This window comes from Piscinibacterium candidicorallinum, assembly GCF_047549485.1.
Taxonomy (GTDB): Bacteria; Pseudomonadota; Gammaproteobacteria; order Burkholderiales; family Burkholderiaceae_C; genus Piscinibacterium; species Piscinibacterium candidicorallinum.
Genome location: NZ_CP180191.1, coordinates 845,328 through 871,037, shown reverse-complemented (window position 1 = coordinate 871,037; position 25,710 = coordinate 845,328). Strand labels below are relative to the sequence as shown.

23 protein-coding genes and 1 tRNA gene are annotated in these 25,710 nt (G+C 63.8%); 9 read left to right on the top strand and 15 right to left on the bottom strand.

Annotation, left to right across the window (positions count from 1 at the left end):
- Window positions 1-7 precede the first annotated feature (7 nt).
- The 8 genes from ACMDW7_RS03945 to ACMDW7_RS03910 all read left to right on the top strand — a co-directional run bounded on the left by ACMDW7_RS03945 (window position 8) and on the right by ACMDW7_RS03910 (window position 6,820).
- Window positions 8-937 carry a polyprenyl synthetase family protein gene (locus tag ACMDW7_RS03945; protein WP_377306147.1) on the top strand — a complete coding sequence of 310 codons (930 nt, stop codon included), beginning with the start codon at window positions 8-10 and terminating at the stop codon, window positions 935-937.
- A 26-nt stretch (window positions 938-963) separates the two neighbouring features.
- Window positions 964-1,040: transfer RNA gene (locus ACMDW7_RS03940), tRNA-Pro, on the top strand.
- Window positions 1,041-1,263: 223 nt separating this feature from the next.
- Window positions 1,264-2,991: a type IV-A pilus assembly ATPase PilB gene (gene pilB / locus ACMDW7_RS03935; RefSeq protein ID WP_377305377.1), complete on the top strand. Its 1,728-nt coding sequence runs from the start codon at window positions 1,264-1,266 to the stop codon at window positions 2,989-2,991.
- 43 nt (window positions 2,992-3,034) lie between these two features.
- The gene (locus tag ACMDW7_RS03930) at window positions 3,035-4,255 is read left to right on the top strand and encodes a type II secretion system F family protein (RefSeq protein WP_377305379.1); all 1,221 of its coding nucleotides are present in this window, start codon (window positions 3,035-3,037) and stop codon (window positions 4,253-4,255) included.
- A gap of 12 nt (window positions 4,256-4,267) precedes the next feature.
- Complete coding sequence (locus ACMDW7_RS03925; RefSeq protein WP_377305381.1) at window positions 4,268-5,140, top strand: prepilin peptidase; 873 nt, start codon at window positions 4,268-4,270, stop codon at window positions 5,138-5,140.
- Window positions 5,141-5,152: 12 nt separating this feature from the next.
- Entirely contained in the window at window positions 5,153-5,758 is a 606-nt protein-coding gene (coaE, locus tag ACMDW7_RS03920) for a dephospho-CoA kinase (RefSeq protein ID WP_377305383.1), read from the top strand.
- Between the two features lie 73 nt (window positions 5,759-5,831).
- Window positions 5,832-6,587: a cell division protein ZapD gene (gene zapD / locus ACMDW7_RS03915; protein WP_377305385.1), complete on the top strand. Its 756-nt coding sequence runs from the start codon at window positions 5,832-5,834 to the stop codon at window positions 6,585-6,587.
- A gap of 14 nt (window positions 6,588-6,601) precedes the next feature.
- Window positions 6,602-6,820 (top strand): DNA gyrase inhibitor YacG, encoded by a 219-nt coding sequence (locus tag ACMDW7_RS03910; protein WP_377305386.1) that lies wholly within the window; start codon window positions 6,602-6,604, stop codon window positions 6,818-6,820.
- Window positions 6,821-6,877: 57 nt separating this feature from the next.
- Here ACMDW7_RS03910 and ACMDW7_RS03905 read toward each other — a convergent pair whose 3' ends face one another.
- The 5 genes from ACMDW7_RS03905 to ACMDW7_RS03885 form a co-directional block, all read right to left on the bottom strand.
- A complete protein-coding gene (locus ACMDW7_RS03905) occupies window positions 6,878-7,816 on the bottom strand; it encodes a Nudix family hydrolase (RefSeq protein ID WP_377305387.1) in 939 nt (312 codons plus the stop codon).
- Window positions 7,813-8,832, bottom strand: coding sequence for an ATP-binding protein (locus ACMDW7_RS03900; RefSeq protein WP_377305388.1), 1,020 nt, complete (start codon window positions 8,830-8,832; stop codon window positions 7,813-7,815). The genes ACMDW7_RS03905 and ACMDW7_RS03900 overlap by 4 nt, the downstream gene beginning before the upstream one ends.
- Window positions 8,813-10,039 carry a bifunctional glutamate N-acetyltransferase/amino-acid acetyltransferase ArgJ gene (gene argJ / locus ACMDW7_RS03895; protein ID WP_377305390.1) on the bottom strand — a complete coding sequence of 409 codons (1,227 nt, stop codon included), beginning with the start codon at window positions 10,037-10,039 and terminating at the stop codon, window positions 8,813-8,815. Before argJ ends, ACMDW7_RS03900 begins: the two co-directional genes overlap by 20 nt.
- A 303-nt stretch (window positions 10,040-10,342) precedes the next feature.
- Window positions 10,343-13,108, bottom strand: coding sequence for a preprotein translocase subunit SecA (secA, locus tag ACMDW7_RS03890; protein WP_377305392.1), 2,766 nt, complete (start codon window positions 13,106-13,108; stop codon window positions 10,343-10,345).
- A gap of 219 nt (window positions 13,109-13,327) precedes the next feature.
- The gene (locus tag ACMDW7_RS03885; RefSeq protein ID WP_377305394.1) at window positions 13,328-14,293 is read right to left on the bottom strand and encodes a M23 family metallopeptidase; all 966 of its coding nucleotides are present in this window, start codon (window positions 14,291-14,293) and stop codon (window positions 13,328-13,330) included.
- Window positions 14,294-14,358: 65 nt separating this feature from the next.
- Between ACMDW7_RS03885 and ACMDW7_RS03880 the strand changes: the two genes are divergently transcribed.
- A complete protein-coding gene (locus ACMDW7_RS03880; RefSeq protein WP_377305396.1) occupies window positions 14,359-14,832 on the top strand; it encodes a DciA family protein in 474 nt (157 codons plus the stop codon).
- A 7-nt stretch (window positions 14,833-14,839) separates the two neighbouring features.
- Here the strand turns inward: ACMDW7_RS03880 and ACMDW7_RS03875 are convergent, their stop codons facing one another.
- From ACMDW7_RS03875 to murD, 10 genes are all read right to left on the bottom strand, one after another.
- Window positions 14,840-15,025 (bottom strand): hypothetical protein, encoded by a 186-nt coding sequence (locus ACMDW7_RS03875; RefSeq protein ID WP_377305400.1) that lies wholly within the window; start codon window positions 15,023-15,025, stop codon window positions 14,840-14,842.
- Between the two features lie 23 nt (window positions 15,026-15,048).
- Window positions 15,049-15,978 carry a UDP-3-O-acyl-N-acetylglucosamine deacetylase gene (gene lpxC / locus ACMDW7_RS03870; RefSeq protein ID WP_377305402.1) on the bottom strand — a complete coding sequence of 310 codons (930 nt, stop codon included), beginning with the start codon at window positions 15,976-15,978 and terminating at the stop codon, window positions 15,049-15,051.
- 226 nt (window positions 15,979-16,204) lie between these two features.
- Window positions 16,205-17,470 carry a cell division protein FtsZ gene (ftsZ, locus tag ACMDW7_RS03865; protein WP_377305404.1) on the bottom strand — a complete coding sequence of 422 codons (1,266 nt, stop codon included), beginning with the start codon at window positions 17,468-17,470 and terminating at the stop codon, window positions 16,205-16,207.
- A 104-nt stretch (window positions 17,471-17,574) separates the two neighbouring features.
- On the bottom strand, window positions 17,575-18,804 hold the full coding sequence (gene ftsA / locus ACMDW7_RS03860; RefSeq protein WP_054125692.1) for a cell division protein FtsA: 1,230 nt from the start codon (window positions 18,802-18,804) through the stop codon (window positions 17,575-17,577).
- A 34-nt stretch (window positions 18,805-18,838) separates the two neighbouring features.
- Window positions 18,839-19,603 (bottom strand): cell division protein FtsQ/DivIB, encoded by a 765-nt coding sequence (locus ACMDW7_RS03855; RefSeq protein WP_377305406.1) that lies wholly within the window; start codon window positions 19,601-19,603, stop codon window positions 18,839-18,841.
- A 6-nt stretch (window positions 19,604-19,609) separates the two neighbouring features.
- Window positions 19,610-20,545 (bottom strand): D-alanine--D-alanine ligase, encoded by a 936-nt coding sequence (locus tag ACMDW7_RS03850; protein WP_377305408.1) that lies wholly within the window; start codon window positions 20,543-20,545, stop codon window positions 19,610-19,612.
- Entirely contained in the window at window positions 20,542-21,930 is a 1,389-nt protein-coding gene (murC, locus tag ACMDW7_RS03845; protein ID WP_377305410.1) for a UDP-N-acetylmuramate--L-alanine ligase, read from the bottom strand. The genes ACMDW7_RS03850 and murC overlap by 4 nt, the downstream gene beginning before the upstream one ends.
- Window positions 21,927-23,006 (bottom strand): undecaprenyldiphospho-muramoylpentapeptide beta-N-acetylglucosaminyltransferase, encoded by a 1,080-nt coding sequence (gene murG, locus ACMDW7_RS03840; protein WP_377305412.1) that lies wholly within the window; start codon window positions 23,004-23,006, stop codon window positions 21,927-21,929. Before murG ends, murC begins: the two co-directional genes overlap by 4 nt.
- Before the next feature lie 2 nt (window positions 23,007-23,008).
- Window positions 23,009-24,226 (bottom strand): putative lipid II flippase FtsW, encoded by a 1,218-nt coding sequence (gene ftsW / locus ACMDW7_RS03835; RefSeq protein WP_377305414.1) that lies wholly within the window; start codon window positions 24,224-24,226, stop codon window positions 23,009-23,011.
- Window positions 24,223-25,704 (bottom strand): UDP-N-acetylmuramoyl-L-alanine--D-glutamate ligase, encoded by a 1,482-nt coding sequence (gene murD, locus ACMDW7_RS03830; protein WP_377305416.1) that lies wholly within the window; start codon window positions 25,702-25,704, stop codon window positions 24,223-24,225. The genes ftsW and murD overlap by 4 nt, the downstream gene beginning before the upstream one ends.
- Window positions 25,705-25,710: the final 6 nt, after the last annotated feature.

Sequence of the window (25,710 nt, the reverse complement as noted above, 5' to 3'; positions counted from 1 at the left end):
GCCGGACATGGCGCGGCTTGACGCGCTGATCCGTCAGCGGCTGGACTCCAATGTCGCATTGATCCGGTCGATCGCGGAGTACATCATCGGCGCCGGCGGCAAGCGGCTGCGCCCGGCCCTGCTATTGCTGCTGGCTCGCGCACTGCGTGTGGAAAGCTCGGCCAAGTACGAACTGGCAGCGGTCATCGAGTTCATCCACACAGCCACCCTGCTGCATGACGACGTGGTTGATGAGTCGTCAATGCGCCGCGGCCGGAAAACGGCCAATGCAGTCTTCGGCAACGCCGCCAGCGTCCTGGTGGGTGACTTCCTGTACTCCCGCGCCTTCCAGATGATGGTCAGCGTGGACTCCATGAAGGTCATGGCGGTGATGGCAGATGCCACCAACACCATCGCCGAGGGCGAGGTGTTGCAGTTGCTGAACATGCATGATCCGGATGTCACGCTGGATCGCTACATGCAAGTGATCGAGTTCAAGACCGCCAAACTCTTCGAGGCCGCCACGCGCGTGCCCGCCATTCTTGCGGGTTTGCCACCGGACCAGGAAGATGCAATGGCCGGGTTCGGTCGGAAGATCGGCAGCGCCTTCCAGCTGATTGATGATGCGCTTGACTATGAAGGTGACCCGGCGCTGACCGGCAAGAACCTGGGCGACGACTTGCGAGAGGGCAAGCTCACCTACCCGCTGATCCATGTCCTGCACAATGGGAACGCAGACCAGAAGCAGACGGTACGTGCGGCGATCGAAGCCGGGGACGTCGATGCGTTTGACGCCATCCTCAAAGCGGTGCACGCGACCGGTGCAATCGCAGCAACCCGCAGGCAAGCCACCGAGCAGGCCAGCAGTGCGCGGGATTTGCTCGCCTGCCTGCCGGAATCGGGGGACAAGGAGCTTTTGCTACAATTGTGCGCTTCGGTGGTTGAACGTCAGTCCTGACGTTGTGGTCGGCACCGATGCCAATTCGGGGTGTAGCTTAGCCTGGTAGAGCGCTACGTTCGGGACGTAGAGGCCGGAGGTTCGAATCCTCTCACCCCGACCAGTTTGCCTTCCCTTGATGCATTTCTGACCGTGTGCGGGCCTACGGCTTGAAGCATTTCGTCACGTTGCCGGTGTCGCATCCATGCGCGAGCCACGCGTGCTTTTCTTTGCAACACGGGTCCTTGGCGCGTACAGTTAAAGTGTTTTCTCAACATTCGACGACCGCGTGTGCGGTGCGAATTCACGATTCACTGAAATGCGCAGACTGATCGCGCGGAGTGCTCATGGCCGTTAACGCAGCAGCTGCTGGCACGACCCAGCTGACCGGGTTGGCGCGCGCGCTCGTCCAGTTCAACGCGCTGAACGTGCCTGACGCCGACCGCGTCAGCAAGCGCGCCACAGAGAACAAGACGGAGTTCATCGACGAACTGCTGGCCGCCAAGCTGCCGAACATGAATGCAGCCACATTAGCGCGCGTCATCAGCGAGTCCTTCGGCCATCCGATGGTGGACGTATCGACGCTGGACATCGACCAGCTGCCGATCGATCTGATCGACAAGAAGCTCGCTCAGAGCAACTACGTGCTGGCGCTCAAGAAGCGCGGCAACCGCCTGTACGTCGCGGTCTCGGACCCGACCAACCAGCAGGCGCTCTCGCAGATCCAGTTTCAGACGCAGTTGCAGCTCGACATCGTGGTGGCCGAGCATGACCGGCTGCGCGAAATCGTCGACAAAAACGCGAAGTCCGCGACCACAGCCATCAGCGAGCTCGCCGACGACTCCGACGTCAACCTGGAAGTGGTCGATACAGACGCTCAGTCTGTAGACGACGGCGCCGACGCGGACGAAGCGCCGATCGTCAAGTTTTTGCAGAAGATCATGATCGACGCCATCGATGCCGGCGCCTCGGACATGCACTTCGAGCCCTACGAGAAGTTCTACCGGATCCGTTTCCGAGTCGATGGCATGCTCAAGGAGGTGGCTCAGCCACCGCTGCAGCTCAGAGAGCGGATCGCCGCGCGCCTGAAGGTGATCTCCAAGCTCGACATCTCGGAGAAGCGCGTGCCGCAGGATGGGCGCGTGAAGATCGCAGTCAGCCCGACCAAGGTGATTGACCTTCGCGTCTCGACACTGCCGACCATGTATGGCGAGAAGATCGTGATGCGTATTCTCGACCCGTCGTCGGCTCGGCTCGGGATCGATGCGCTGGGCTACGACCCGATCGAGAAAGAACGCCTCATGGAGGCGATCAAGCGACCCTACGGGATGGTGCTGGTGACTGGGCCGACCGGTTCTGGCAAGACTGTGTCGCTCTACACCTGCCTGAATCTCTTGAACGAGCCTGGCGTGAACATCGCTACAGCGGAAGATCCTGCTGAAATTTCGCTACCCGGGATCAACCAGGTCAACGTGAATGAAAAGGCAGGGCTGACCTTTGCTGCGGCACTGAAGTCCTTCCTGCGCCAGGACCCTGACATCATCATGGTCGGCGAAATCCGCGATCTCGAGACCGCCGACATCGCCATCAAGGCCGCTCAGACCGGCCACATGGTGTTCTCCACCCTGCACACCAATGACGCGCCAACAACCTTGACGCGCCTGATGAACATGGGCGTGGCTCCGTTCAACATTGCATCATCGGTGATTCTCATCACGGCCCAGCGACTGGCGCGGCGCCTGTGTGCACAGTGCAAGCAGCCCTACGAGCTGCCCTATGACGCGCTCGTTGAGGCTGGATATACCGACGACGATCTTGACGGCAGCTGGAAGCCCTACAAGCCAGTCGGCTGCGATCGCTGCAATGGCTCGGGCTACAAGGGCCGGGTCGGCATCTACCAGGTGATGCCGATCTCAGAGGAGATCCAGCGCATCATCCTGTCCAACGGCAACGCAATGCAGATCGCCGAGCAGGCCAAGATTGAAGGCGTGCGCTCGTTGCGCGAGTCCGGGCTGGCGAAGGTCCGACAAGGCGTGACATCACTCGAGGAAGTGTTCGCAGTCACCAACGAGTGACGCGACACTGTGACACCAGAACGACGGTAATCGGACAGAACCCATGGCCACAGCAACCCGCAAGGCAGCCGCTCCGGACGCACTCTATCTCTGGGAGGGCAAGGACAAGGTCGGACGGATCCTGAAAGGCGAGATGCGCGCAGGCGGCGAGGCCGTCGTCCAGTCGGCGCTGCGCCGCAAAGGCATTCTGCCCACCAAGGTCAAGAAGCAGCGCGTCTCAGGCGGTCGAAAGGTCACCGACAAGGAGATCTCGATCTTTACGCGCCAGCTGGCAACGATGCTCAAGGCCGGCGTGCCTATGCTTCAGTGCTTTGACATTGTCAGCCGCGGATCGACCAATCCGGCCTTCTCGCGCATGATGAATGACATCAGAGCTGACGTGGAGACTGGGTCCAGCCTCGCGACTGCGTTTCGGAAGTTTCCTCAGTACTTCGACGCGCTGTTCTGCAATCTGATCGCTGCGGGCGAGCAAGCCGGTATCTTGGACACGCTCTTGGAACGTCTGGCGGTCTACAAGGAGAAGACGCTCGCCCTGAAGGGAAAGATCAAGTCGGCGATGTTCTACCCGGTGTCCATCATCGTCGTAGCGTTTGTGGTCACCGCAGTGATCATGATCTTTGTGATTCCTTCCTTCAAGGAGATCTTCACCAGCTTTGGTGCAGAGCTCCCCGCGCCCACGGTCATTGTGATCGCAATGTCCGATTTCTTCGTTACCTATTGGTATCTGATATTCGGCGTCACCTTCGGGTCGCTCTATTTCTTTTTCCAAGCGTGGAAGCGAAGCCCAAAGGTACAGATGTTCATGGATCGAGTGCTCTTGAAGGCGCCGGTAGTTGGTGATCTGTTGATGAAGGGTTCCGTGGCGAGATGGAGCCGTACGCTTTCGACGATGTTCGCGGCAGGCGTGCCCCTCGTGGAAGCGCTCGATTCAGTGGGCGGCGCAGCAGGCAACGCGGTCTACACCCAGGCAACCCGCGGCATCCAGAATGAGGTCAGTATCGGCACCTCGCTGGGTGTTGCCATGCAGAACTCCAACGTGTTCCCAAATATGGCCATTCAGATGACCTCGATCGGCGAGGAGTCGGGTGCGCTGGATGACATGCTCGCCAAGGTTGCGGACTTCTATGAGCGCGAAGTCGACGAAGCCGTTGATGCGCTCTCGTCGTTGATGGAACCGCTGATCATGGTCGTCCTTGGCACGTTGATCGGCGGCATCGTGATCGCGATGTACCTGCCGATCTTCAAGCTCGGTTCGGTGGTCTGATCGCCGGGCCGGATGAGCGAACTGCTCGATCTTCTAGCGCGCGAACCTGGGCTGGCGACCGCCTGCCTGGGCGTGCTGGGCCTCCTTATCGGCAGCTTTCTGAACGTGGTCATCCACCGGATGCCCAAGATCATGGAAGCCATGCACGTGGCGGACTGCGCGTCCACAGCCGACGAATGGGTTGTGCCGCAGCGCACCTGGCGCTATTTGGTCACGCCGCGCTCAGCATGCCCGAAGTGCGGTCATGTGCTGCGCTGGTACGAGAACATCCCGGTCATCAGCTGGATTTTCCTCAAGGCACAGTGCAGCAACTGCAAGACGCCGATCGCTCTGCGCTACCCGCTGGTTGAAGTGCTGGGCGGGCTCTCGGGTGTGTTTGCCGTACTGGCGTTCGGTCCGACCGCCAAGGCTTTGGCCGCGTTCGTGTTCCTGCTGATACTGATCACGCTGGCTTTCATCGACGCCGACACGCAATTGCTGCCGGACGATCTGACGCTGCCGCTGCTCTGGCTGGGGCTGATCGTGAATATCGGCGGAATGTTCGCGCCGCTGTCCGATGCCGTGATCGGCGCGATCGCGGGCTACCTGGTGCTCTGGACGGTCTATTGGCTCTTCAAGCTGCTGACCGGCAAGGAAGGCATGGGCTACGGCGACTTCAAGCTGCTTGCTGCACTGGGCGCGTGGTTCGGCTGGCAGGCATTGCCGGCCGTCATCCTCGCCAGTTCGGTGGTCGGTGCGGTGCTCGGGGGGCTCATGATGCTGCTGGCTCGCCTGGGCCGCGGGCAGCAGTTCCCATTCGGGCCGTATCTTGCCGGCGCAGGCGCGGTGGTGCTGTTCTACGGGCCTGCCATCAACGCCTGGTACCTCGGCCTGCTCGCGCGCTGAGCGCTCTACCGCATGCTCATCGGCCTGACTGGCGGCATCGGCAGCGGCAAGTCCGCCGCAGCCGACACGCTTGGCGCACTCGGCGCAGATTTGGTCGACGCAGACGCGATCTCCCACGCACTCACCGCTTCGGGCGGCAAGGCCCTGCCGGCGATTCGCGATGCGCTGGGCGATCAAGCGATTGGCAGCGATGGTGCCCTGGACCGCAGCTGGGTGCGTGCGCGTGTGTTTGCAGACGACGAGGCGCGACAGCAGCTCAACGCGATCCTGCACCCGATGATCCGGGCCGAGTGCGAGGCGCGCATCGCAGCCCGGCAAGGGCTGTATCGGGTTCTGGTCGTGCCCTTGATGGTGGAGAGCGGACACTGGCTCCAGGCGCTGGATCGGCTGCTGGTGATCGACTGCCCCGAGGCGACGCAGATCGCGCGGGTCCAGGCGCGCTCCGCCCTGAGCGCCGAGATGGTGCACGCCATCATGGCGCAGCAGGCGACGCGGGCGCAGCGACGCGCTGCCGCCGACGATGTAATCCTCAATGACGGCAGCCTGGAGCAGTTGAAGGCGCACGCCAGCGCATTGCACGAGCGCTACACCCGCATGGCTACCGGTGCAGCGCGTTGAACGCGGGCGTGCCATTTTTGTCAATTGCACTGAAACCGAGCACAATCCCGCTCGAACTTTCCGGGCCGGCGTCTTGATCCTCTACGAATACCCTCTCAACGAACGCGTTCGGGCCTTTCTGCGCCTTGAAGACCTGTTCGACCGCATGGGGTTTTTCGTGGAGCGCGACACCAGCCACGACCACCATGCCGCCCTGCTCGCGCTGTTTGAAGTGCTCGAGGTCTGCAGCCGTGGCGAACTGAAGTCCGACATCCTGCAGGAACTGGAGCGCCAGAAGCAGGTGCTCTCCGGCTACCGCGAAGTACCCGGCGTGAACCTCGAAGTGCTCAACGAGGTCATCCACGAGGTCGAGCGTGCCTTTCAGGCGCTGATGGATTCGCCCGGCAAGACCGGTCAGCATCTGCGCGACAACGAATGGCTCTCGGCCATCCGTTCCCGCGCCATCATCCCCGGTGGCACCTGCGAGTTCGATCTGCCCTCCTATCACGCCTGGCTGAATCGACCGGTCGCGCAGCGGCGCAACGATCTGCTGGGCTGGCTCACGCCGCTGAAGCCCATGGCCGATGCCCTGCATCTCGTGCTCAAGCTGCTGCGTGAAGGTGGCCGTGCCGCGGACATGGTCGCAGCCCAGGGCGTCTATCAGCAGGACGCCAAGGGCAAGACCTGGCAGTTGCTGCGCCTGTGGGTGGACGAGACCCGCAATGCCGTGCCGGAGATCAGCGCGAACAAGTACGTGCTGCACATCCGCTTCACGCAGGCGGGCATCGTGGCGCGGCCCAGCGTGATCGATGCCGACGTGCCCTTTCGCATCGCGCTCTGCAACTTCTGATCCGCCCGCAAGCCATGCCCGCGCAAGTCAAATGCCCAAGCTGCGGCACCAAGGTGCTGTGGAACGAGAAGGCGCAGTGGCGTCCCTTCTGCTCCGAGCGCTGCAAGCTGGTCGATCTCGGCGCCTGGGCGAGCGACAAGTACCGCATCGCAGGCGCCGATCCGCGTGACAGCACCGATCTTGACGAGCCCGATGCCGCAGGTCAGGACGCGGCACGCAGCCAGCCACACTAAGCGGGCGGCTGCATTCTCAACGACACCCGCCGCACGCAGGCTGGGGCTCGCGGCGCACTACCACCCGCCGCGCAGCAAGGCCACACCCTGCCCGCCCGCCGCGCGGGCATGATCCAGGTCCGCCGACGCAAGCCCGCCGAGTGCGTAGACCGGCAGTGGTGCATGAGCGGCGAGCTGCGCGAACGCCGTCCAGCCCATGCCGGGCTCGCCTGGATGCGACGCGGTCGCACTCACGGCACCCAGCATCACGAAGTCCAGACCCAGCCGGGCCGCATGCTCGATGCCTGCGCGGCCATGCACACTGGCGCCGACCCACTGATGCGGCGCGGGCCGTGCTGATGCCGCGAGCAGATCGCGCTCAGTCAGGACCACGCCGTCAAACTCGCCAACCCAGTCTGCATGCACATGCCGGCTGGACACCAGCACTGTGCTGCCGGTCGCGCGCCGCCAGGCACTGACGGCTGTGGCCACGCGTTTCAATTCGGGCTTGCTCAGGTCGGGTTCACGCAGCACCAGCATGGCGCGGGGCGTAGCGCCCAGACGCGCCAGCCAGGCCTCCACACCGAGCACGCCTGCTGCAGACAGACGCAGCAGCTCCGGCAGAGACAGCCACGGCAGCATGCGGATCGCCGCGGGCAGGATGGGGTCAACCACCGGGCGCTGCGGATCGGCCCAGAGATAGGCCTGCCCCTCGCGGCCGTGCGGTGTGCCATCGAAGCCGCGCACCTTGCAGAACTGCAGCCGCACGGTGGCGTGGGGGTAGACATGCTGCAGGGTGATCCAGGGCTGGCAGTCGCAGATGCGGATGCCCAGCTCCTCCTCGAGCTCGCGGTACAGCGCCTGCTGCACCGTCTCGCCGGCTTCGATCTTGCCGCCAGGAAACTCCCACCAGCCCGCATAGGGCTTGCCGGCCGGGCGCTGTGCGAACAGCACCTGCCCGCGGTCATCGAGGATCACGCCGACGGCGACCTCGGTGAGCTTCACCGCGACATTCATCGCATCGGCTTGGCGGATTTTGAAATGGCTTTCCGCTTGTCTGGCAAGGGTTTCGAGCCATTTTGGCCTGAAGAGCCCCGCCCAGAGCCATTCTTGCTTTTGGCTCCCGGGCGTACTGCCTGGCGGCCGGCCCAGTCGCGCGCAAACTGCAGGGCCACGCGGCCGGAGCGTGCGCCACGCTCGCGCGCCCATTGCAGCGCAGCGGTTTGCGCAGCCTCTTCAAAGCGCTGGCCGAGCTGCTCGACCCAGCGCGCACAGATGGCGAGGTACTCGTCCTGCGAGAAGCCGTAGAAGTTCACCCACAGGCCGAAGCGCTCGGAGAGCGAGATCTTCTCCTCGGTGGTCTCGGCCGGGTGCAGCTCGCCGTCTTCGTCATGCGTGGCGGCGAGGTTCTCGCGCATGTGCTCGGGCATGAGGTGGCGGCGGTTGCTGGTGGCGTAGATCAGCACGTTGTCGCTGGCCGCAGCGATCGAGCCATCCAGCGCGCTCTTCAGTGCCTTGTAGCTGCTCTCGCCCTCCTCGAAGCTCAGATCGTCACTGAAGATGATGAAGCGCTCGGGGTGGCCCTGCACCAGCTCGATGATGTCTCCGAGGTTGTGCAGGTCGCTCTTGTCGACCTCGATCAGACGCAGCCCTTGGCGCGCATACGCATGCAGACAGGCTCGCACCAGCGAGCTTTTGCCCGTGCCGCGCGCGCCAGTGAGCAGCACGTTGTTGGCGGGTCGGCCAGCCACGAACTGGCGCGTGTTGGCCACGACCAGATCGCGCGCCTGATCGATGTTCAGCAGGTCTGCGAGATCGATCTCGGCGAGATGCTGCACTGGCTCGAGCTGCCCGACGCCGGCGCGCACGCGCCAGCGGAAGGCGATCGACGCGCTCCAGTCCGGCGCCTTGGGGCGCGGCGCGAGTGCATCGGCAATGCGCTCCAGCGCGGCGGCGATGCGCTCGGTGGCATCACCGTCAGCAGCCACCGCGTTCAAGGCCGCTGCGGCGCGCTTAGGTGCGGTATTCCGCATTGATCTTGACGTAGTCGTAGCTGTAGTCGCAGGTCCAGACCGTGGTGCGGGCGTTGCCGCGCGAGAGCATCACCTTCACGGAGATTTCCTCGGGCTTCATCACCGCCGCGCCCTGGTCTTCGGTGTAGCTCGCCGCGCGCCCGCCGCGGTCCACCACCAGCACGTCACCCAGCCAGATGCTGACGCCCGCAGTGTTCAGTTCAGGCACGGCATTGCCCACGGCCATGATCAGGCGGCCGAGGTTGGGGTCACTGGCGAAGAACGCGGTCTTGACCAGCGGCGAATGCGCGATGAACTTGCCCACGCGGTGCGCCTCGTCGGCGTCCTTGGCGCCCTCGACCTCGATGGTGATGAGCTTGGTGGCGCCCTCGCCGTCGCGGGCGATCTTGATGGCGAGCTCCTGCGCCACGGCAATCAGCGCGGCTCGCAGGCGGTCATGGCCGGGGCTGGACTCGTCGCGGATCTCGGCGTGCGCGCCCTTGCCCGTGGCCAGCAGCACGAAGCTGTCGTTGGTGGACGTGTCGCCGTCGATGGTGACGCGGTTGAACGAGGCGTCAGCCACCTCCTTCACCCAGCGGTCCAGCACCGGCTGGGCGATCTTTGCGTCGGTGGCCAGATACGCGAGCATGGTGGCCATGTTGGGCTGGAGCATGCCCACGCCCTTGGCGATGCCCGTCACCGTCACAGTCACGCCGTCGATCTCCACACGCTCGCTCACGGCCTTGGCCACGGTGTCGGTGGTCATGATGGCGGCCGCGGCGGTGGCCCAGGCGTTCTCCTTGAGCTCGCCCACGGCCGCCGGCAGCGCGCCGCGGATCTTGTCCACGGGCAGATGCTCGAGGATCACGCCGGTTGAAAACGGCAGCACCTGCTCGGGTGCGCACTGAAGCAGTTCACCCACGGCGCGGCAGGTGTCGCGCGCCGCGGCCAAGCCCTGTTCGCCGGTGCCGCAGTTGGCGTTGCCGGCGTTGACCACCAGCGCACGGATGCCGTCGCCGCGCTTCAAGTGCTCGCGGCAGACCTGCACGGGCGCCGCGGCAAAGGCGTTCTGCGTGAACACGCCGGCCACGCGCGTGCCCGGCGCCAGACGCATGAGCATCACGTCGTGCCGGTCCCACTTCTTGATGCGGGCCTTGGCAAAGCCGAGTTCGATGCCTGCAACAGGAAAAACGGCGGCGGGGTCGGGCGGCAGCAGATTGACGGCCATTCAGGCGGCTCCTTGGTGCGCAACGGGTGCGGGGTTCAGGCGGGGTTGCGGCCGATTCTATTGCCCGTGGGCCGTCGATCTGCAGCGCGAGCCGCCGAACACCGGATGAATCCAAAAGTGGCCGAAAGCAACGGATTTCACAACGGTCAATTGGGCGCTTTCCGCATGTAGAGAGCGGGTTTTGGCCGATTCTCGCTCGAATGAAAATCGGGCCGAAAATGATGTATTCACACCATCTCCGACCCGATCGGGCTGAGCACTGAAGGCCTGCGCCTTCGCGCTCCTCGGCGCGTCTTGGGCGCCTTAGGCCAGCTTGCCGTGGCAGTTCTTGTACTTCTTGCCCGAGCCGCAGGGGCAGGGGTCGTTGCGGCCGACCTTGTCGCCAAAGCGCACGATGGGCTGCTGGCGCACTTCCACGGGCGGCTCGTCGGTGCCGGGGTCGCCGGCGGCGACTTCGGCCAGATCGTCATAGGCCGCGTGCTGGTACTGCATCTTGCTGACGGCCGTGCTCTCTTCCAGCGCCTCTTCGGCCTGCTCAAGCTGCTCGGCCGACTGCACGCGCACGTTCATGACCACACGGGTCACTTCGTTCTTGATGATGGTCAGCAGGGTGCCGAACATCTCGAAGGCTTCGCGCTTGTATTCCTGCTTGGGGTTCTTCTGCGCATAGCCGCGCAGATGGATGCCCTGACGCAGATGGTCCAGTGCGGAGATGTGCTCACGCCAGTGCAGATCGATGCTCTGCAGCAGCAGGCTGCGCTCGAAGTTGGCGAAGGGCTCGCGGCCCACCTGCTCGACCTTGGCGTCGTAGGCTTCGTCAGCAGCCTTGATGATGCGCGAGAGCAGTTCGGCGTCGTCGGCCTCTTCCTTATCGGCCCAGTCGCGCAGCGGCAGATTGAGCTGGTACTCGCTGGCCAGCTCCTGCTGCAGCTTGTCCAGGTCCCACTGCTCCTCGACGCTTTCCTCGGGCACGTGGCTGCGGAACAGCTCCGTCATCACGCCATGGCGCAGGTCGCGCACCATGTCGCCCACATCCTTGCTTTCAAGAATGGTGTTGCGCAGGGCGTAGATTTCTTTGCGCTGGTCGTTGGCGACGTCGTCGTACTCGAGCAGTTGCTTGCGGATATCGAAGTTGCGGGCTTCGACCTTGCGCTGCGCAGATTCGATCGAGCGCGTGACCATGCCGGCCTCGATCGGCTCGCCCTCGGGCAGGCGCAGACGGTCCATGATGGACTTCAGGCGCTCACCGGCAAAGATGCGCAGCAGCGAGTCGTCCATGCTCATGTAGAAGCGCGAGACGCCGGGGTCGCCCTGGCGGCCGGAGCGGCCGCGCAGCTGGTTGTCGATACGGCGGCTCTCATGCCGCTCGGTGCCGATGATCTTCAGACCACCCGATGCGATGACCTGGTCGTGCAGGCTCTGCCACTCATCCTTGAGCTTCTGCGCACGGGTGGCTTTCTCGGCCTCGGGAATGGCGGCGTCGGCGTTGATGAACTGGATCTGCTTTTCGACATTACCGCCCAGCACGATGTCGGTGCCGCGGCCGGCCATATTGGTGGCCACCATGATCGCACCGGGCTTGCCGGCCTGGGCCACGATCTCGGCTTCGCGTGCATGCTGCTTGGCATTGAGCACCTGGTGCGGCAGCTTGGCCTTGGTCAGCAGGCCGGAGATCAGCTCGGAGTTCTCCACGCTGGTCGTGCCGACGAGCACGGGCTGGCCGCGGCCATGGCACTCGACGATGTCCTTGAGGATCGCGTCGTACTTTTCCTTGGACGTGCGGAAGACCTGGTCATTGAGATCCTTGCGGATCATCGGGCGGTGCGTCGGGATGACCACGGTTTCCAGCGTGTAGATCTGCTGGAACTCGTAGGCCTCGGTATCGGCAGTGCCGGTCATGCCGGCCAGCTTGCCGTACATGCGGAAGTAGTTCTGGAAGGTGATCGAGGCCAGGGTCTGGTTCTCGGCCTGGATGGGCACGCCTTCCTTGGCTTCGACCGCCTGGTGCAGACCATCGCTCCAGCGGCGGCCGGACATCAGCCGGCCGGTGAACTCGTCCACAATCACGACTTCGTTGTTCTGCACCACATAGTGCTGATCCTTGTGGAACAGCGCATGGGCGCGGATGGCCACGGTGACGTGATGCAGCAGGGTGATGTGCTGCGGGTCGTAGAGCGAGGCGCCTTCGGGCAGCAGGCCCATGCGCGTGAGGATCTGCTCAGCCTTCTCGTAGCCGCGCTCGCCGATATGGATCTGCTGGCCCTTTTCATCGACCCAGTAGTCACCCTCAGGCTCGGGCTCGGTGGGCTTGGGCTCGGTCTTCATGCGGTTGAGCAGGGGTGGGACCTGGTTCACGCGCATGTAGGTTTCGGTGTGATCTTCGGCCTGGCCGGAGATGATCAGCGGTGTGCGGGCCTCGTCGATCAGGATCGAGTCCACTTCGTCGACGATTGCGTAGGACAGCGGGCGCTGCACGCGATCGGCCACGTCCTGCACGAGGTTGTCGCGCAAATAGTCGAAGCCGAATTCGTTGTTGGTGCCGTAAGTGACGTCGGCGGCGTAGGCTTGCTGCTTGGCCTCGCGCTCCATGTTCGCGACGTTGAAGCCCACCGTCAGCCCAAGCCACTTGTACAGGCGGCCGTTCCATTCGGCGTCACGCTGAACGAGGTAGTCGTTCACGGTCACCACATGCACGCCCTTGCCCTGCAGGGCATTGAGGTACACGGCGGTGGTGGCGGTGAGGGTCTTGCCTTCGCCGGTGCGCATTTCGGCGATCTTGCCCTGATGCAGCGCAATGCCGCCGATCAGCTGGACGTCAAAGTGGCGCATGCCCATCACGCGCACGCTGGCCTCGCGCACCACGGCAAAGGCTTCGACCAGCAGGCTGTCCAGTGTGGCGCCCTGCGCAAGCCGCTCCTTGAACTCCGCCGTCTTGGCTTGCAGCTGCTCGTCGGTCAGGGCCTTCATGGCTGGCTCGAGCGCGTTGATCTTGGCAACCACGCCGCGGTACTGCTTGAGGAGGCGCTCGTTACGGCTGCCGAAAATGGACGTCAGAAACTTTTGGAGCATGACTTTCTGGGGGCCTGATTCTTGTGGGCCGACGGGGCAAGAAAAAAGGCTCCGGTCAGCATGCGCTCACATCAGCGCGGACCGAAGCCTTCCCGTCAGGCAAATGGCTGAAGGCAGTTTACACGGGGGGTGCCGCCAACTTGCCGAGGTGGCACCCGGAGATCGCTCTCAGATGGCGCCGGCCGCAACAAGTTCAAGCGTGCTCCGGGGGCGTGGGTGTCAACGCGGCCGGACACCCAGCGCTGCATTGGCCGCCGCCTGGGCCGCGCTCATGTCGGTGCCGGCACGAAGAAACTTCATGGGATCTTGCGGCACGCCGGCCACATGCACCTCGAAGTGCAGGTGCGGGCCAGTGGAGCGGCCCGTGGAGCCGATCTCGGCGATCTTGTCGCCCAGCTTCACGATCTGGCCGGGCTTCACGAACATGCGCGAGGCATGCGCGTAGCGTGTCAGCAGGTTGTTGCCGTGGTCGATATCGACCATGTTGCCGAACATCGGGTGGTATTCCGCGGCGATCACGACGCCGCCGGCTGCAGCCAGAATCGGCGTGCCCGTGGGCGCCTGGAAGTCGATGCCCAGATGCTGGGTCTGCCGACCGGTGATCGGGTCGATCCGCCAGCCGAACCCGGAGCCGTTGTAGCCCAGCACGGGCTGCCGGGTCGGTATCTTCTGGGTCACCACACGCTTGCCCATCAGCTCGCTCTCCACCAGGTTGAGGAAGTCCGCTTGGCCATCCAGCTTGCCGGAAAGCTCGTCAATCTGACGGGTCAGCTCCTCGATGCTCAGATCGCGGCTGATGGTGGGCAGCGCGCCGCCGCGGCCGGGGGGCGTCTTGAAATTGATCTCGCCGGGCTTCACGCCTGCGAGACCTGACACACGCTCACCCAGGGCGTCCAGCCGCGTCATCTGCGCCTGCATCTCGCCCAGCCGAACCGCCAGGGTGTTGATGTTTTCGCGTAAATAAGCGTCTTTTTCCTGCACTTGATCGTGAGATAAAGACAGATAGAAGTCTTTGAGGATTGGAATGTTGCCGATGATCGAGCGCGATGCCGCCACGTAGCTCAGCGCGCTGGCCAAAGCCACCACAAGCACTGTCAGCGCAACCGCGGCCAACACCACATGCCGCGCCGACAGGGTCAGCGTCCGCGCGGCCTTCAGTCCACTGTGAACAAGAATGATCTGCATGAGTGTGTCTTGGATTGCTGCGCAGTCATCCCGCGCAGGACTGAAGTTTCTGGCAGACTGCCTTCATGGTTCGACCTGCAAGCCCGAGCACCCCACGCCGCCCACGGCGTCTGGCCGACTGCATTGGCGTGTCCGATGCAGACTGGCTCAAGCGCGCCCTGACCCTGGCTGAACTGCAGTCTTCGGTGGACTCGGCGCTGCACGCACTTTCTCTGGCTGCGCTCCGCGTGCAAGCGCTCCGCCTGGAGAACGGCGAGTTGGTGCTTGCCTGCGCCAGCTCGGCCCAAAAGGCGCGCCTGAACCATGTCCGCCCGGAACTGACGGCCGAACTGGCGCGCCGGGGGTGGGACTGTAGGTCAATCCGGGTGGGGCATCAATTGCCGTCCGATCTACGGCCGATCAACCCGACACGCCGCGAACGCCGCCAGCAGATCGATACCGAGTCTCGCGCGGTACTCGCCAGCACCGCGCGAGAGATTGAGAATCCGGCGCTGGCTCAGGCGCTGTTGCGCCTCGCACAAGGCTCGCTGCAAAAGTGAGCGGCCACTAAGCCGCGGCCAGCCAGGACGAGAGCAGCACCCCGAGGCCGAGCATCACCGCCACCGCGACGAAGCTAATCCCCAGGCGCATTGCCCAGCGCTTGTAACGCGGATTACCGGTGATTACCGCGAGACCGACCAGCACGATGATGGCGATCGCAACCGCCAAGGCCAGAGACCGCAGCAAGAGCATGGGTCGGACCGATGGGTGCGGTGCTAGAACGCGGCCGCGACCTGCGCCGCAGCAAAGCGCGGCGCCTTTTCGGCAGCGTCGAAGCTGACCAGCTCCCAGGCTGTCTCGTCAGCCAACAGGGCGCGTAGCAGCTTGTTGTTCAGGCCGTGACCCGACTTGAAGGCCTCGTAGTGCGCAAGAAGCGGATGTCCCGCTAGATAGAGATCGCCCACGGCGTCTAGCAACTTGTGCTTGGCGAATTCGTCGCCGAAGCGCAGACCGCCGTCATTGAGCACGCGGTATTCGTCCAGCACGATGGCGTTGTCCATGCTGCCGCCGCGGATCAGGCCCTTGGCGTACAAGGCTTCGACCTCTGCGGTGAAGCCGAATGTGCGTGCTCGGCCGACCTCCCGCGCAAAGGACGCTTCGCCGAAGTCGAACGTGGCTTCCTGGCCCGTCGCGTTGACTGCCGGGTGATTGAAGGCGATCTTGAAGTCCAGCCGGTAACCGAAGTACGGCGACAAACGCGCAAACTTGTCTGCCTCACGCACTTCGACGGGCTTGAGCACCCGGATGTACTGCTTGGGCGTCTGCTGAACATCGATGCCGGCGGATTCCAGCAGGTAGATGAATGTGGCAGCGCTACCATCCATGATCGGCACTTCTTCAGCGGTGAGATCGACGTAGAGGTTGTCGATGCCCAGCCCAGCGCACGCTGCCATCAGATGCTCGACCGTCGACACCTTCACCGGCGAGCCATCGGCACCCGCCGCAGTCAGGGTCGATGCGAGCATGGTGTCGCCCACACCGGTGGCGCGAGCGGGAATGTCCACCGGCGCGTCAAGGTCAATCCGCCGGAAGACGATGCCTGTGCCTGGCGCAGCCGGGCGCAGGGTCATCTGCACCTTGCGGCCAGAGTGCAGGCCGACGCCAGTGGCGCGAACCGCTTCCTTGATGGTGCGTTGCAAGTACATGACAGTAGTTTACCCGCCGGTCAGTTATTTTCCTGCGCGACTCTGGCAAAACATTTCTATCAGCGCGATGCTTTTGTCACATTGCGTTTTCGTGACTCGTGAACCATGCTGAAAGCGTCGGGGAGGCACTCATTCGATCCGCCGCCGACACCCACGCGGGACTTGCTTGGCCCCGCAAGGCCGCACCTTCTAGTGGTGCGGCCTTTTCGTTTGCGCTGCTTGCGCTTCAGTCTGCTTGCTTGCGCAAAAACGCCGGGATGTCGAAGCGATCCATGCCGCTTTCCTGCATGGCATTCACCTTGGCTTGGGCTTCGCTGCGACCGTTGCGCCACACAGCAGGCGTGTCGTAATTACCGAAGTCAGGCACAGTGACCGGCGCAGATGCAGCTTGGGCAGCGACCGGCGCAGCGGTCATCGGCGCTTGGGGCGTCTGGATCTGCGCGGTGCTCGGCGGCGAAGTCAGATTCATCGCCGGGGCGACGTCGTAGGTGCCGGTGCGCAGTGCCGGCTGCTGCACCGGCGGCACAAGCTGCATCTTCTTGCGGCCCAGCCCGGTCACCACCACGGTCACACGCAGGTCTTCGCCCATACCCTCTTCGTAGGCCACGCCATGCACAACCAGCGCGTCCGGCGCGCAGAAGTTGCGCACGGTGTTCAGGATTTCCTTGACCTCTGCGCCCTTGAGCGTGTCTTCGTGCGCAGTGATGTTGACCAGCACGCCGCGCGCACCGGACAGGTCGATCCCTTCAAGCAGCGGGCTGGCCACGGCTGCCTCGGCGGCATCCTTGGCGCGGGTGGTGCCGCGGGCCGTGGCCGTGCCCATCATGGCCTTGCCGCGGTTGTCGCTCATGATCGTGCGGACGTCGTTGAAGTCGACGTTCTGGTGACCCGGCACATTGATGATCTCGGCAATCCCGGCCACGGCCTTGTTGAGCACCTCGTCTGCGAATCCGTACCACTGCTTCATGGTCGCGTCCGGATAGACCTCTTCGAGCTTCTCGTTGAGGATCACGATCAGCGAGTCCACGTGCTGTGCCAGATCGTCCGCACCGTTGACGGCCACGTCCATCTTGTTGGGGCCTTCATAGCTGAAGGGCTTGGTGACAACACCCACGGTCAACGCACCCAGCTCCTTGGCCACTTGAGCGATGATGGGCGCAGCCCCGGTGCCGGTGCCCTTGCCCATGCCGGCCGTGATGAAGACCATGTGTGCGCCGTCCAGCGCATCGCGGATCTGATCGCGGGCCTCGTCTGCAAAGTTCCGGGCAACATCGGGCTTGTTGCCGGCGCCCAGACCGGTGGAGCCGAGTTGGATCTTGGTGTCGGCCGCGTTTGCGCTCAGTGCCTGCGCGTCCGTGTTGGCGACGATGAATTCCACGCCACGCACACCCGTACGGATCATGTGGTTGATGGCATTGCCACCCGCACCACCGACCCCCACCACCTTGATGATGGTGCCGCGCTGTTCAGTTTCGATCACTTCGATGGCCATGGCCGTCTCTCCTAGGTGTGCAGGTTGGCTTCGGAAGGCTTCAATCCGACTGCGCAATGGAACCCTTCCGACGCTCCCCTGCGGTTGCAGAAACTTGTATTCACTCAAAACGCCTTGAGAAGCCACTCGCGCATGCGCGATAGCGTCTTCTTCCAGGAGCCCGTCTGGGCGCTGATACGCCGACCGGCGACAGCGTTCTCGCGCGCCTGGTCCAGAAGACCCATCACGGTGGCATAACGCGGCGTACGCACGACATCGGCAAGGTTGCCGTCATAGATCGGCATACCCACGCGCACCGGCTTCATGAAGACATCCTCACCCAGCTCGACCATCCCGGGCATCAGGCTTTGGCCTCCCGTGAGCACGTAGCCGGAACTGACCAGGTTCTCGTAGTTGGAGTCGCGTACCACTTGATGCACCAGCGAGAACAGTTCCTCGATGCGCGGCTCGATCACGGCTGCGAGCGCCTGATGGCTCAGCATGCGCGGGTCACGGTCACCCAGACCGGGCACCTCGATGCGATCTTCGGGTGAGGCCATGGCCTGCTTGGCCACACCATGGCGCAGCTTGATGTCCTCAGCATCCGGCGACGGTGTACGCAAGGCCATGGCAATGTCATTGGTGACCTGATCGCCCGCAATCGGAATCACTGCCGTATGGCGAATGGCGCCTCCCGCGAAGATGGCGATATCGGTCGTACCGCCGCCGATGTCGACCAGCACGACACCAAGCTCCTTCTCATCGCGCGTCAGGACCGAGCGTGCGGACGCCAGCGGCTGCAGCACGATGTCCTGTACTTCGAGACCGCAACGGCGCACGCACTTCACGATGTTCTGCACCGCACTGACGCTTCCCGTGACGATATGCACACGCACTTCCAGGCGGACACCCGCCATGCCAAGCGGCGCGCGCACATCGTCCTGACCATCGACGATGAACTCCTGCGGAATGACGTGCAGGATCTGCAGATCATTGGTGATCGGCACCGCTTTCGCGGTCTCGATCACACGGGTGATGTCCGCATCGGTGACTTCCTTGTCCTTCACCGCCACCATGCCATGCGAGTTCACACTTCGAATGTGACTGCCGGCAATCCCGGTGTAGACCTGCGTGATCTTGCAGCCGGCCATCAACTCGGCCTCCGACAGCGCACGCTGGATCGACTGCACGGTGGCTTCGATATTCACCACCACGCCCTTGCGCAGCCCATTGCTGGGGTGCTGGCCGATACCGACCACCTGCATGCGGCCATCGCTGCCAAGCTCAGACACCATCGCCACGATCTTCGATGTGCCGATGTCCAGCGCGACCAACAGGTTCTTTTCACCGTTCATGCCGTGATTCCGTTCTCTCTGATTCGGTGAGTCGTCATTGCGTGCGCACTGCGCTGGGTTGCGGCCCGGCCTTTACGCGCAAGCCGGGTGAGTAGAAGGCAAAGCCGTCCCGGTAGCGCAGATCCACACGCTGCGGCACGCCGAGCTTGCGGATGGACGCATCCCAGTACTGGGCAAATCGAATGAGCCTCTCCTCGACGGGCTGTGCGCCGATGTCTCGCCCCAGCTCCAGCACCGTGCCCTGTTGCAGACCCACGGTCCACGACAGTCGATCGGACAGCAGCACGCGCACTGGCTGCAGGCCCAGCGGTTCGAGATGGTGTCTGAGCACGCGATACCGTTCGCTCATCTGTGCGCTCGTTCCCTCGGGTCCCACAAACTCCGGCAGCTTGGCCAGCATTTCCACTTCGCCCAGATTCACGGTGAAGGCTTCGCCCAGGGTGTTGACCAGTTGGGCCTCGTTCAAGCGCGCCAGCGGCTGGTGTGCTTCCAGTCGGATCACGATGGCATTGGGCCAGTGCCTGCTCACTTGCGCGCGCCGCACCCAGGGCAAACCCTCGGCCGAGCGCTTGATCTCGGCAAGATTCGTCGTGAAGAAGGTTCCGCGCATCCGCTTCACGAGCGAGGTCCGCAACGTGATCTCGTTGACACGCGCTGTGTCGCCGACGATGCGGACCGTCTTGATCGCAAACCACGGATGGCGCGCCAGCCACTGGACACCCGCCCATGCAAGGGCGAGCGTGGCCACGGTAATCAGTACCGCCGCGAGCTTGTTCAGTGCGTTGGCGTTGTTCCACATGCGTTCTCAATGACTCGCCGTTTTCAGGCGTGCCTCAGACACGAGAAGGACACACAGGTCCTCGTAACTCATTCCCGCGGTGCGGGCTGCCATGGGTACCAGCGAATGCCCTGTCATACCTGGTGATGTATTGACCTCAAGCAGGAAGGGCTCGTCGTCTGATGCACGCAGCATCACATCCACTCGCGCCCAACCTTCACATCCGATGGCGTTGAACGCACGCACAGCAATGTTCTGGATGCGGCCGGCCAGCGCTGCATCGATGGGTGCGGGACACAGATACTTCGTATCGTCGCTGTAGTACTTGTGCTCGAAGTCGTAGTTGCCGTCCGGCGCGCGGATCTCCACGATGGGCAGCGCCCGAGCCTGCTGGCCACGCCCGAGCACGGCAACAGTCAGCTCGCGACCACTGACGAACTCCTCGGCGAGGATCTCCTCGTCATACTTGCGGCAGGCGGCGAAGCCCTGCGTCATGTCCGAGTAGCCCACGACCTTGGTGATGCCGATCGTCGAGCCCTCGTGCGGCGCCTTGAGCATGAGCGGCAGACCAATCCGATCGGGCACCGTACGCAGCTCGCTGCCGTCGGTGAGGACTTCGAAGCGCGGCGTTGGCAGGCCATGGTTGGCCCAGATCCGCTTGGTCATGATCTTGTCCATGGCGATCGCGCTGGCCATCACACCGCTGCCCGTGTACGGAATGCCAAGCAACTCCAACGCGCCTTGCAGCGATCCATCCTCGCCAAAACGCCCGTGCAAGGCAATGAACACGCGATCGAATCCGGCAGCCGCCAGCTCGGCGAGGCTACGTTCTCCCGTGTCAAACAGGTGGGCGTCCACGCCCTTGGCGAGCAGCGCCTTGTGCACGCCGGTACCCGACATGATCGAGACTTCGCGCTCATGGGAGCGGCCGCCATACAGCACACCGACGCGACCGAGGTTCATTTGGTCAACTCCATCAACTTGGCCGGCACGTTGCCAATCGATCCTGCACCCATCGCAAGGACCACATCGCCGTCTTGCACCGTGTCCAGGATGCGCTGCGGCATGCTCGAGATCTCTTCCACAAACACCGGCTCGATCTGACCGGCCACCCGCAGCGCGCGGGCAAGCGCACGGCCATCAGCGGCCACGATCGGCGTCTCGCCGGCTGCATAGACCTCGGCAAGCAGCAGCGCGTCGGCCTGCCCCATCACCTTCACAAAGTCCTCGAAACAGTCGCGCGTGCGGCTGTAGCGGTGCGGCTGAAACGCCAGAACAAGGCGTCGACCGGGGTATGCCCCGCGCGCAGCTGCGAGCGTGGCGGCCATCTCGACCGGGTGATGACCATAGTCGTCCACCAGCGCGAACTGCGCGCCGGACGGCGCCTTGAGCTCTCCATAACGCGTGAAGCGCCGACCCACACCACGGAAGCCAGACAACCCGCGCTGAATCGCGCTGTCATCCACACCCAGTTCCGAGGCCACCGCAATCACCGAGAGCGAATTGAGTACGTTGTGCATTCCCGGCTGGTTGAGTTCAACCATCAATGGCGGCATGCCCGGGCGCAGCGCCGTGAAGTGCATCTGCGTGCCTACCGCTCGTGCATCCACTGCACGCACTTCGGCCTCTTCGGAAAACCCGTAGGTCGTGATCGGCTTGCTGACCAGCGGCATGATGGATCGCACGTGCGGATCGTCCGCACAGAGCACCGCGGTCCCGTAGAACGGCAGACGATGCGTGAAGTCCACAAAGGCCTGCTTCAAGCGCGCAAAATCATGGCCGTAGGTGTCCATGTGGTCCGCATCGATGTTGGTGATCACCGCGATCATGGGCAGCAGATTGAGAAAGCTCGCGTCGCTCTCGTCGGCCTCAACCACGATGTAGTCGCCGCTGCCCAGCTTCGCATTGGCACCGGCGCTGTTGAGTCGCCCGCCGATCACAAAGGTCGGATCCAGTCCGCCTTCGGCCAGCACACTCGCCATCAGTGACGTGGTTGTGGTCTTTCCATGCGTGCCCGCGATGGCAATACCGCGCTTCAGACGCATCAATTCGGCAAGCATCACGGCGCGCGGTACCACCGGCACCTTGGCAGCACGGGCCGCCTGCACTTCCGGGTTGCTGTTGCCCACAGCGGTCGAAACGACCACGGCATCAGCATCCTTGACGTTTGATGCGTCATGACCGATGTCAATTCGGATGCCGAGTTCGGCGAGTCGCCGAGTGGTTGAACTGTCACTCAGGTCGGAGCCCGACACGGCGTAGCCAAGGTTGCGAAGCACTTCGGCGATGCCACTCATGCCGGACCCGCCTACCCCCACGAAGTGAATGTGCTTGATCGCGTGCTTCATCGCACCAGCCCTTCAATCTCATCAGCCACCCGCGCTGCAGCATTTGGCTGTGCCAGCTTGCGGGCCTGCTCGGCAATCGCAAGCAGCTTTGCACGGTCCAGACTACCAACCAGCCGAGCAAGCGACTCCGCATTCAGGTCTGACTGCGGCAAGTGAATGGCCGCGCCGTGCCTGGCCATCCACTCTGCGTTGTTCTTTTGATGGCTGGTCGTGCTGACCACCAGAGGCACAAGCACGCTCGCAACGCCTGCGGCGCAGAGCTCCGAGATGGTGACCGCACCAGCGCGGCAGACCACCAGATCGCAGCGCGCCAGCTCGGCCGCCATGTCGTCGATGAAGGCGCGAACCTCCGCTCGCACCCCGGCAGCCTCGTAGTCCGCGCGCACACTACCCTCGTGGCTCGTCCCAGTCTGGTGGGTGACGATGGGTCGTTCAGACTCAGGGATCAGCTTGAGTGCCTGCACCAGGGTTTCGTTGAGCATCTTGGCGCCCAGACTGCCGCCTACAACCAGCAGGCGCAGCGGGCCGTTGCGAGTCGCAAAGCGCTCGGCAGGTTCGCGAAGCTCGGCAATCTCTCTCCGAACCGGGTTGCCTGTCACGACTGCGCCCTTTGTCGAGTCGGCTGGGCCGCCTGAAAACCCGAAGGTGACACGGTCCGCCACGGGGAGCAGCGCCTTGTTCGACAGCAGCAATGCCGCATCGGCGTTCATCAGGACCAGCGGCTTGCCAAGTAGCGCGGCCATCATGCCGCCGGGAAAGCAGACGTAGCCGCCCATGCCCAGCACGGCCTGCGGTTTGCGCTTGAGCATGATGCGCAAGCAGGACCAGAACGCCCCGAGCAACCGCACGCCGCCTGTGAGCGTGTGAAGCACACCCTTGCCCCGCAGGCCGGAGAACGTGATCGTGTCCATGGCCAGGCCGCTAGGTGGCACAAGACGGTTCTCCATGCCGTGAGTCGTACCCAGCCAGCTCACGGTCCAGCCGCGCTGCTGCATCTCGCGCGCCACGGCCAGGCCGGGCATGATGTGCCCGCCCGTTCCTGCGGCCATGACGATGAGGTGCTTGTTCGCCGGCATGATCACAGCGTCTTCCCCCGCATCATCTGGCGGCTTTCGTAATCCACGCGGGCCAGCACAGCCATCGCCACGCAGCTCATCAGCATGGCGCTTCCGCCGTAGCTGATGAAGGGCAGGGTCAGGCCCTTGGTAGGCAGCAGACCGCTGGCGACGCCGATGTTGATGAAGGCCTGAATGCCGATCCAGATGCCGATGCCCTGCGCCACCAGCCCGGCAAACACACGATCCAGCTTGATAGCCTGGCGGCCGATCTCGAAAGCCTTGCGCACGATGATGTAGAAGCAGGCGACGACGAAGAACACGCCGATGAATCCGAGCTCCTCGCCGATGATGGCCATGATGAAGTCGGTGTGCGCCTCCGGCAGGTAGTGCAGCTTCTCCACGCTGGCGCCCAGGCCCACGCCGAAGATTTCGCCGCGCCCGAAGGCAATCAGCGAATGGGTGAGCTGATAGGCACGGTTCAGTGCGTTCTGCTCGTCCCAGGGGTTGAGGTAGGCAAAGATCCGGTCACGCCGCCAAGGCGACAGCATGATCACCGCAACGAACACCGTGGTCAGCGCCGCGACCGAGCCGAGGAAAATCCGCAGGCTCATGCCGCCCAGGAACAGGATGCCGACCGCAATTCCGGAGATCACGATCAGGGCACCCAGGTCAGGCTGCAGCAGCAGCAAGCCGCCGACCACGCCCAGCACCACGACGATGGGCAGCAGCCCCTGCTTGAACTGCTGCAGCACGGCCTGCTTGCGCACCGCATAGTCCGCGCCGTAGAGGATGACAAAGAGCTTCATCAGTTCGGAAGGCTGCAGGTTGATCACGTACAGCGGAATCCAGCGGTGCGCGCCGTTCACCCCCTTGCCGATGCCTGGCACCAATACGAGCACCATCAGCGCTAGCCCGCCCAGGAACAGGATGGGCGCCCAGCGCTGCCAGAACTTCATGGGCAACTGAAAGATCACCATGGCTGCGCACAGCGCAATGGTGATGAACACCACATGGCGGAACAGAAAATGCGTGGGCGAGTAGTTCGAGAACCGCGGCGCATCGGGCAGCGCCACTGAGGCGGAATAGACCATCACCGCACCCAGGGCCAGCAGCAGGCCGATGGTCGTGAGGAGCACACGGTCCACGCTGGCCATTTCAGTGCGCGTGGGCAGTGAGGGCAGCAGCGCGTCCTGCCGGCCGAAGCCGGAGAAGCTGGGTAGGCGCACGCCGAGCTTCATGCCTGCCCCCGCTCGGCTTGCAGCGCGGTTACGGCCTGCACGAAGATTTCGGAACGATGCGCATAGCCCTTGAACATGTCGAAGCTTGCGCAGGCAGGAGACAGCAGCACGATGTCGCCGGCCACGGCACGTCGCGCCGCTGCGTTGACCGCGGCTGGCAGGTCGACGCAGTCCACCAGCTCGGCCGAGCCGCCTGCAAGCGCTGCGCGGATCACCGGCGCGTCCTGCCCGATCAGCAGCACGGTCTTGGCGTAGCGTGTGACGGGTTCAGCCAGCGGACTGAAGTCCTGCCCCTTGCCCAGACCGCCCGCAATGAGGTGAATCCGGCGGCGTCCTTCAGCCAGTCCAGCGATGGCGGCCTGCGTTGCGCCGACGTTGGTGCCCTTGCTGTCGTCGATGTAGTCCACTTCGTCAACGCTGGCGACGAACTGGCAGCGATGTGGCTCGCCGGCATAGTCGCGCAGGCCCTTGAGCAAGCCTGCGAGCGACAGGTCGATGGCGCGTAGCAGCGCCAGTGCGGCCAGCGCATTGGCGTGGTTATGGCTACCGCGAATGCGCAGCGCATCGGCCGGCATCATGCGGTTCTGCATGACTTCGATGGGCGAGGTGTCCTTTTTCTTGCGTGGCGTGTCGTCGGCCGGCTGGGCCTTCACAAGCCACTTCAGGCCGGCGTCCTGGGTGCCGAAGTCGCCGGGCAGCGTCGGCTCCCCAAGGCCGAACGTGACCACATGCTCGGGCGCAGCACCAGAGCCCATGGGCGCCACCAGCGGATCATCGCGATTGATCACGCGCACCCGCGTACCGATGAAGATGCGCGCCTTGGCGGCGGCGTAGTCCGCCATGTCAGCGTGCCAGTCCAGATGGTCCTGAGACAGGTTGAGCACGGTGGCGGCATCAGCCTTCAGGAGGCTGGTGTAGTGCAGTTGGAAGCTGGAGAGTTCAAGCACCCAGACCTGCGGCAGACTCTCGGCATCGAGTGCGGCCTGCAGCGCATCCAGCGCGGCGGGGCTGATGTTGCCGCAGGCCACGGCGTCCTGACCGGCAGCCTGCGCGAGGTGGCTTGTCAGTGCCGTGACTGTCGTCTTGCCGTTGGTGCCGGTGATGGCTACCACCTTTGGTGCATAGCCACGCTCAGCCTGCAGTTGTGCGAGCGCCAGCGCAAACCAATCGATCTCGCTGTGTACCGTGACGCCGCGCTCGGCTGCGGTCGCCAGCAGCGGCGTGATTTCCGGTCGCGTGGGGGCCAGCCCCGGGCTCATGGCCATGATCTGCACGTCATTGAGCAACGCGGCATCGAATGCGCCCAGACGCACCGTCACTGCCGGATACTCGGTACGCAGCTGCTCCAGGCCGGGTGGCCGCTCGCGCGTATCGGCCACAGTGACATGGGCGCCGTGGCGAGCTGCAAACCGCGCGCACGCCAGCCCGGATTCACCGAGCCCGAGCACCAGCACCGACTTGTCTTTCAGAAAATCCATCAGAAG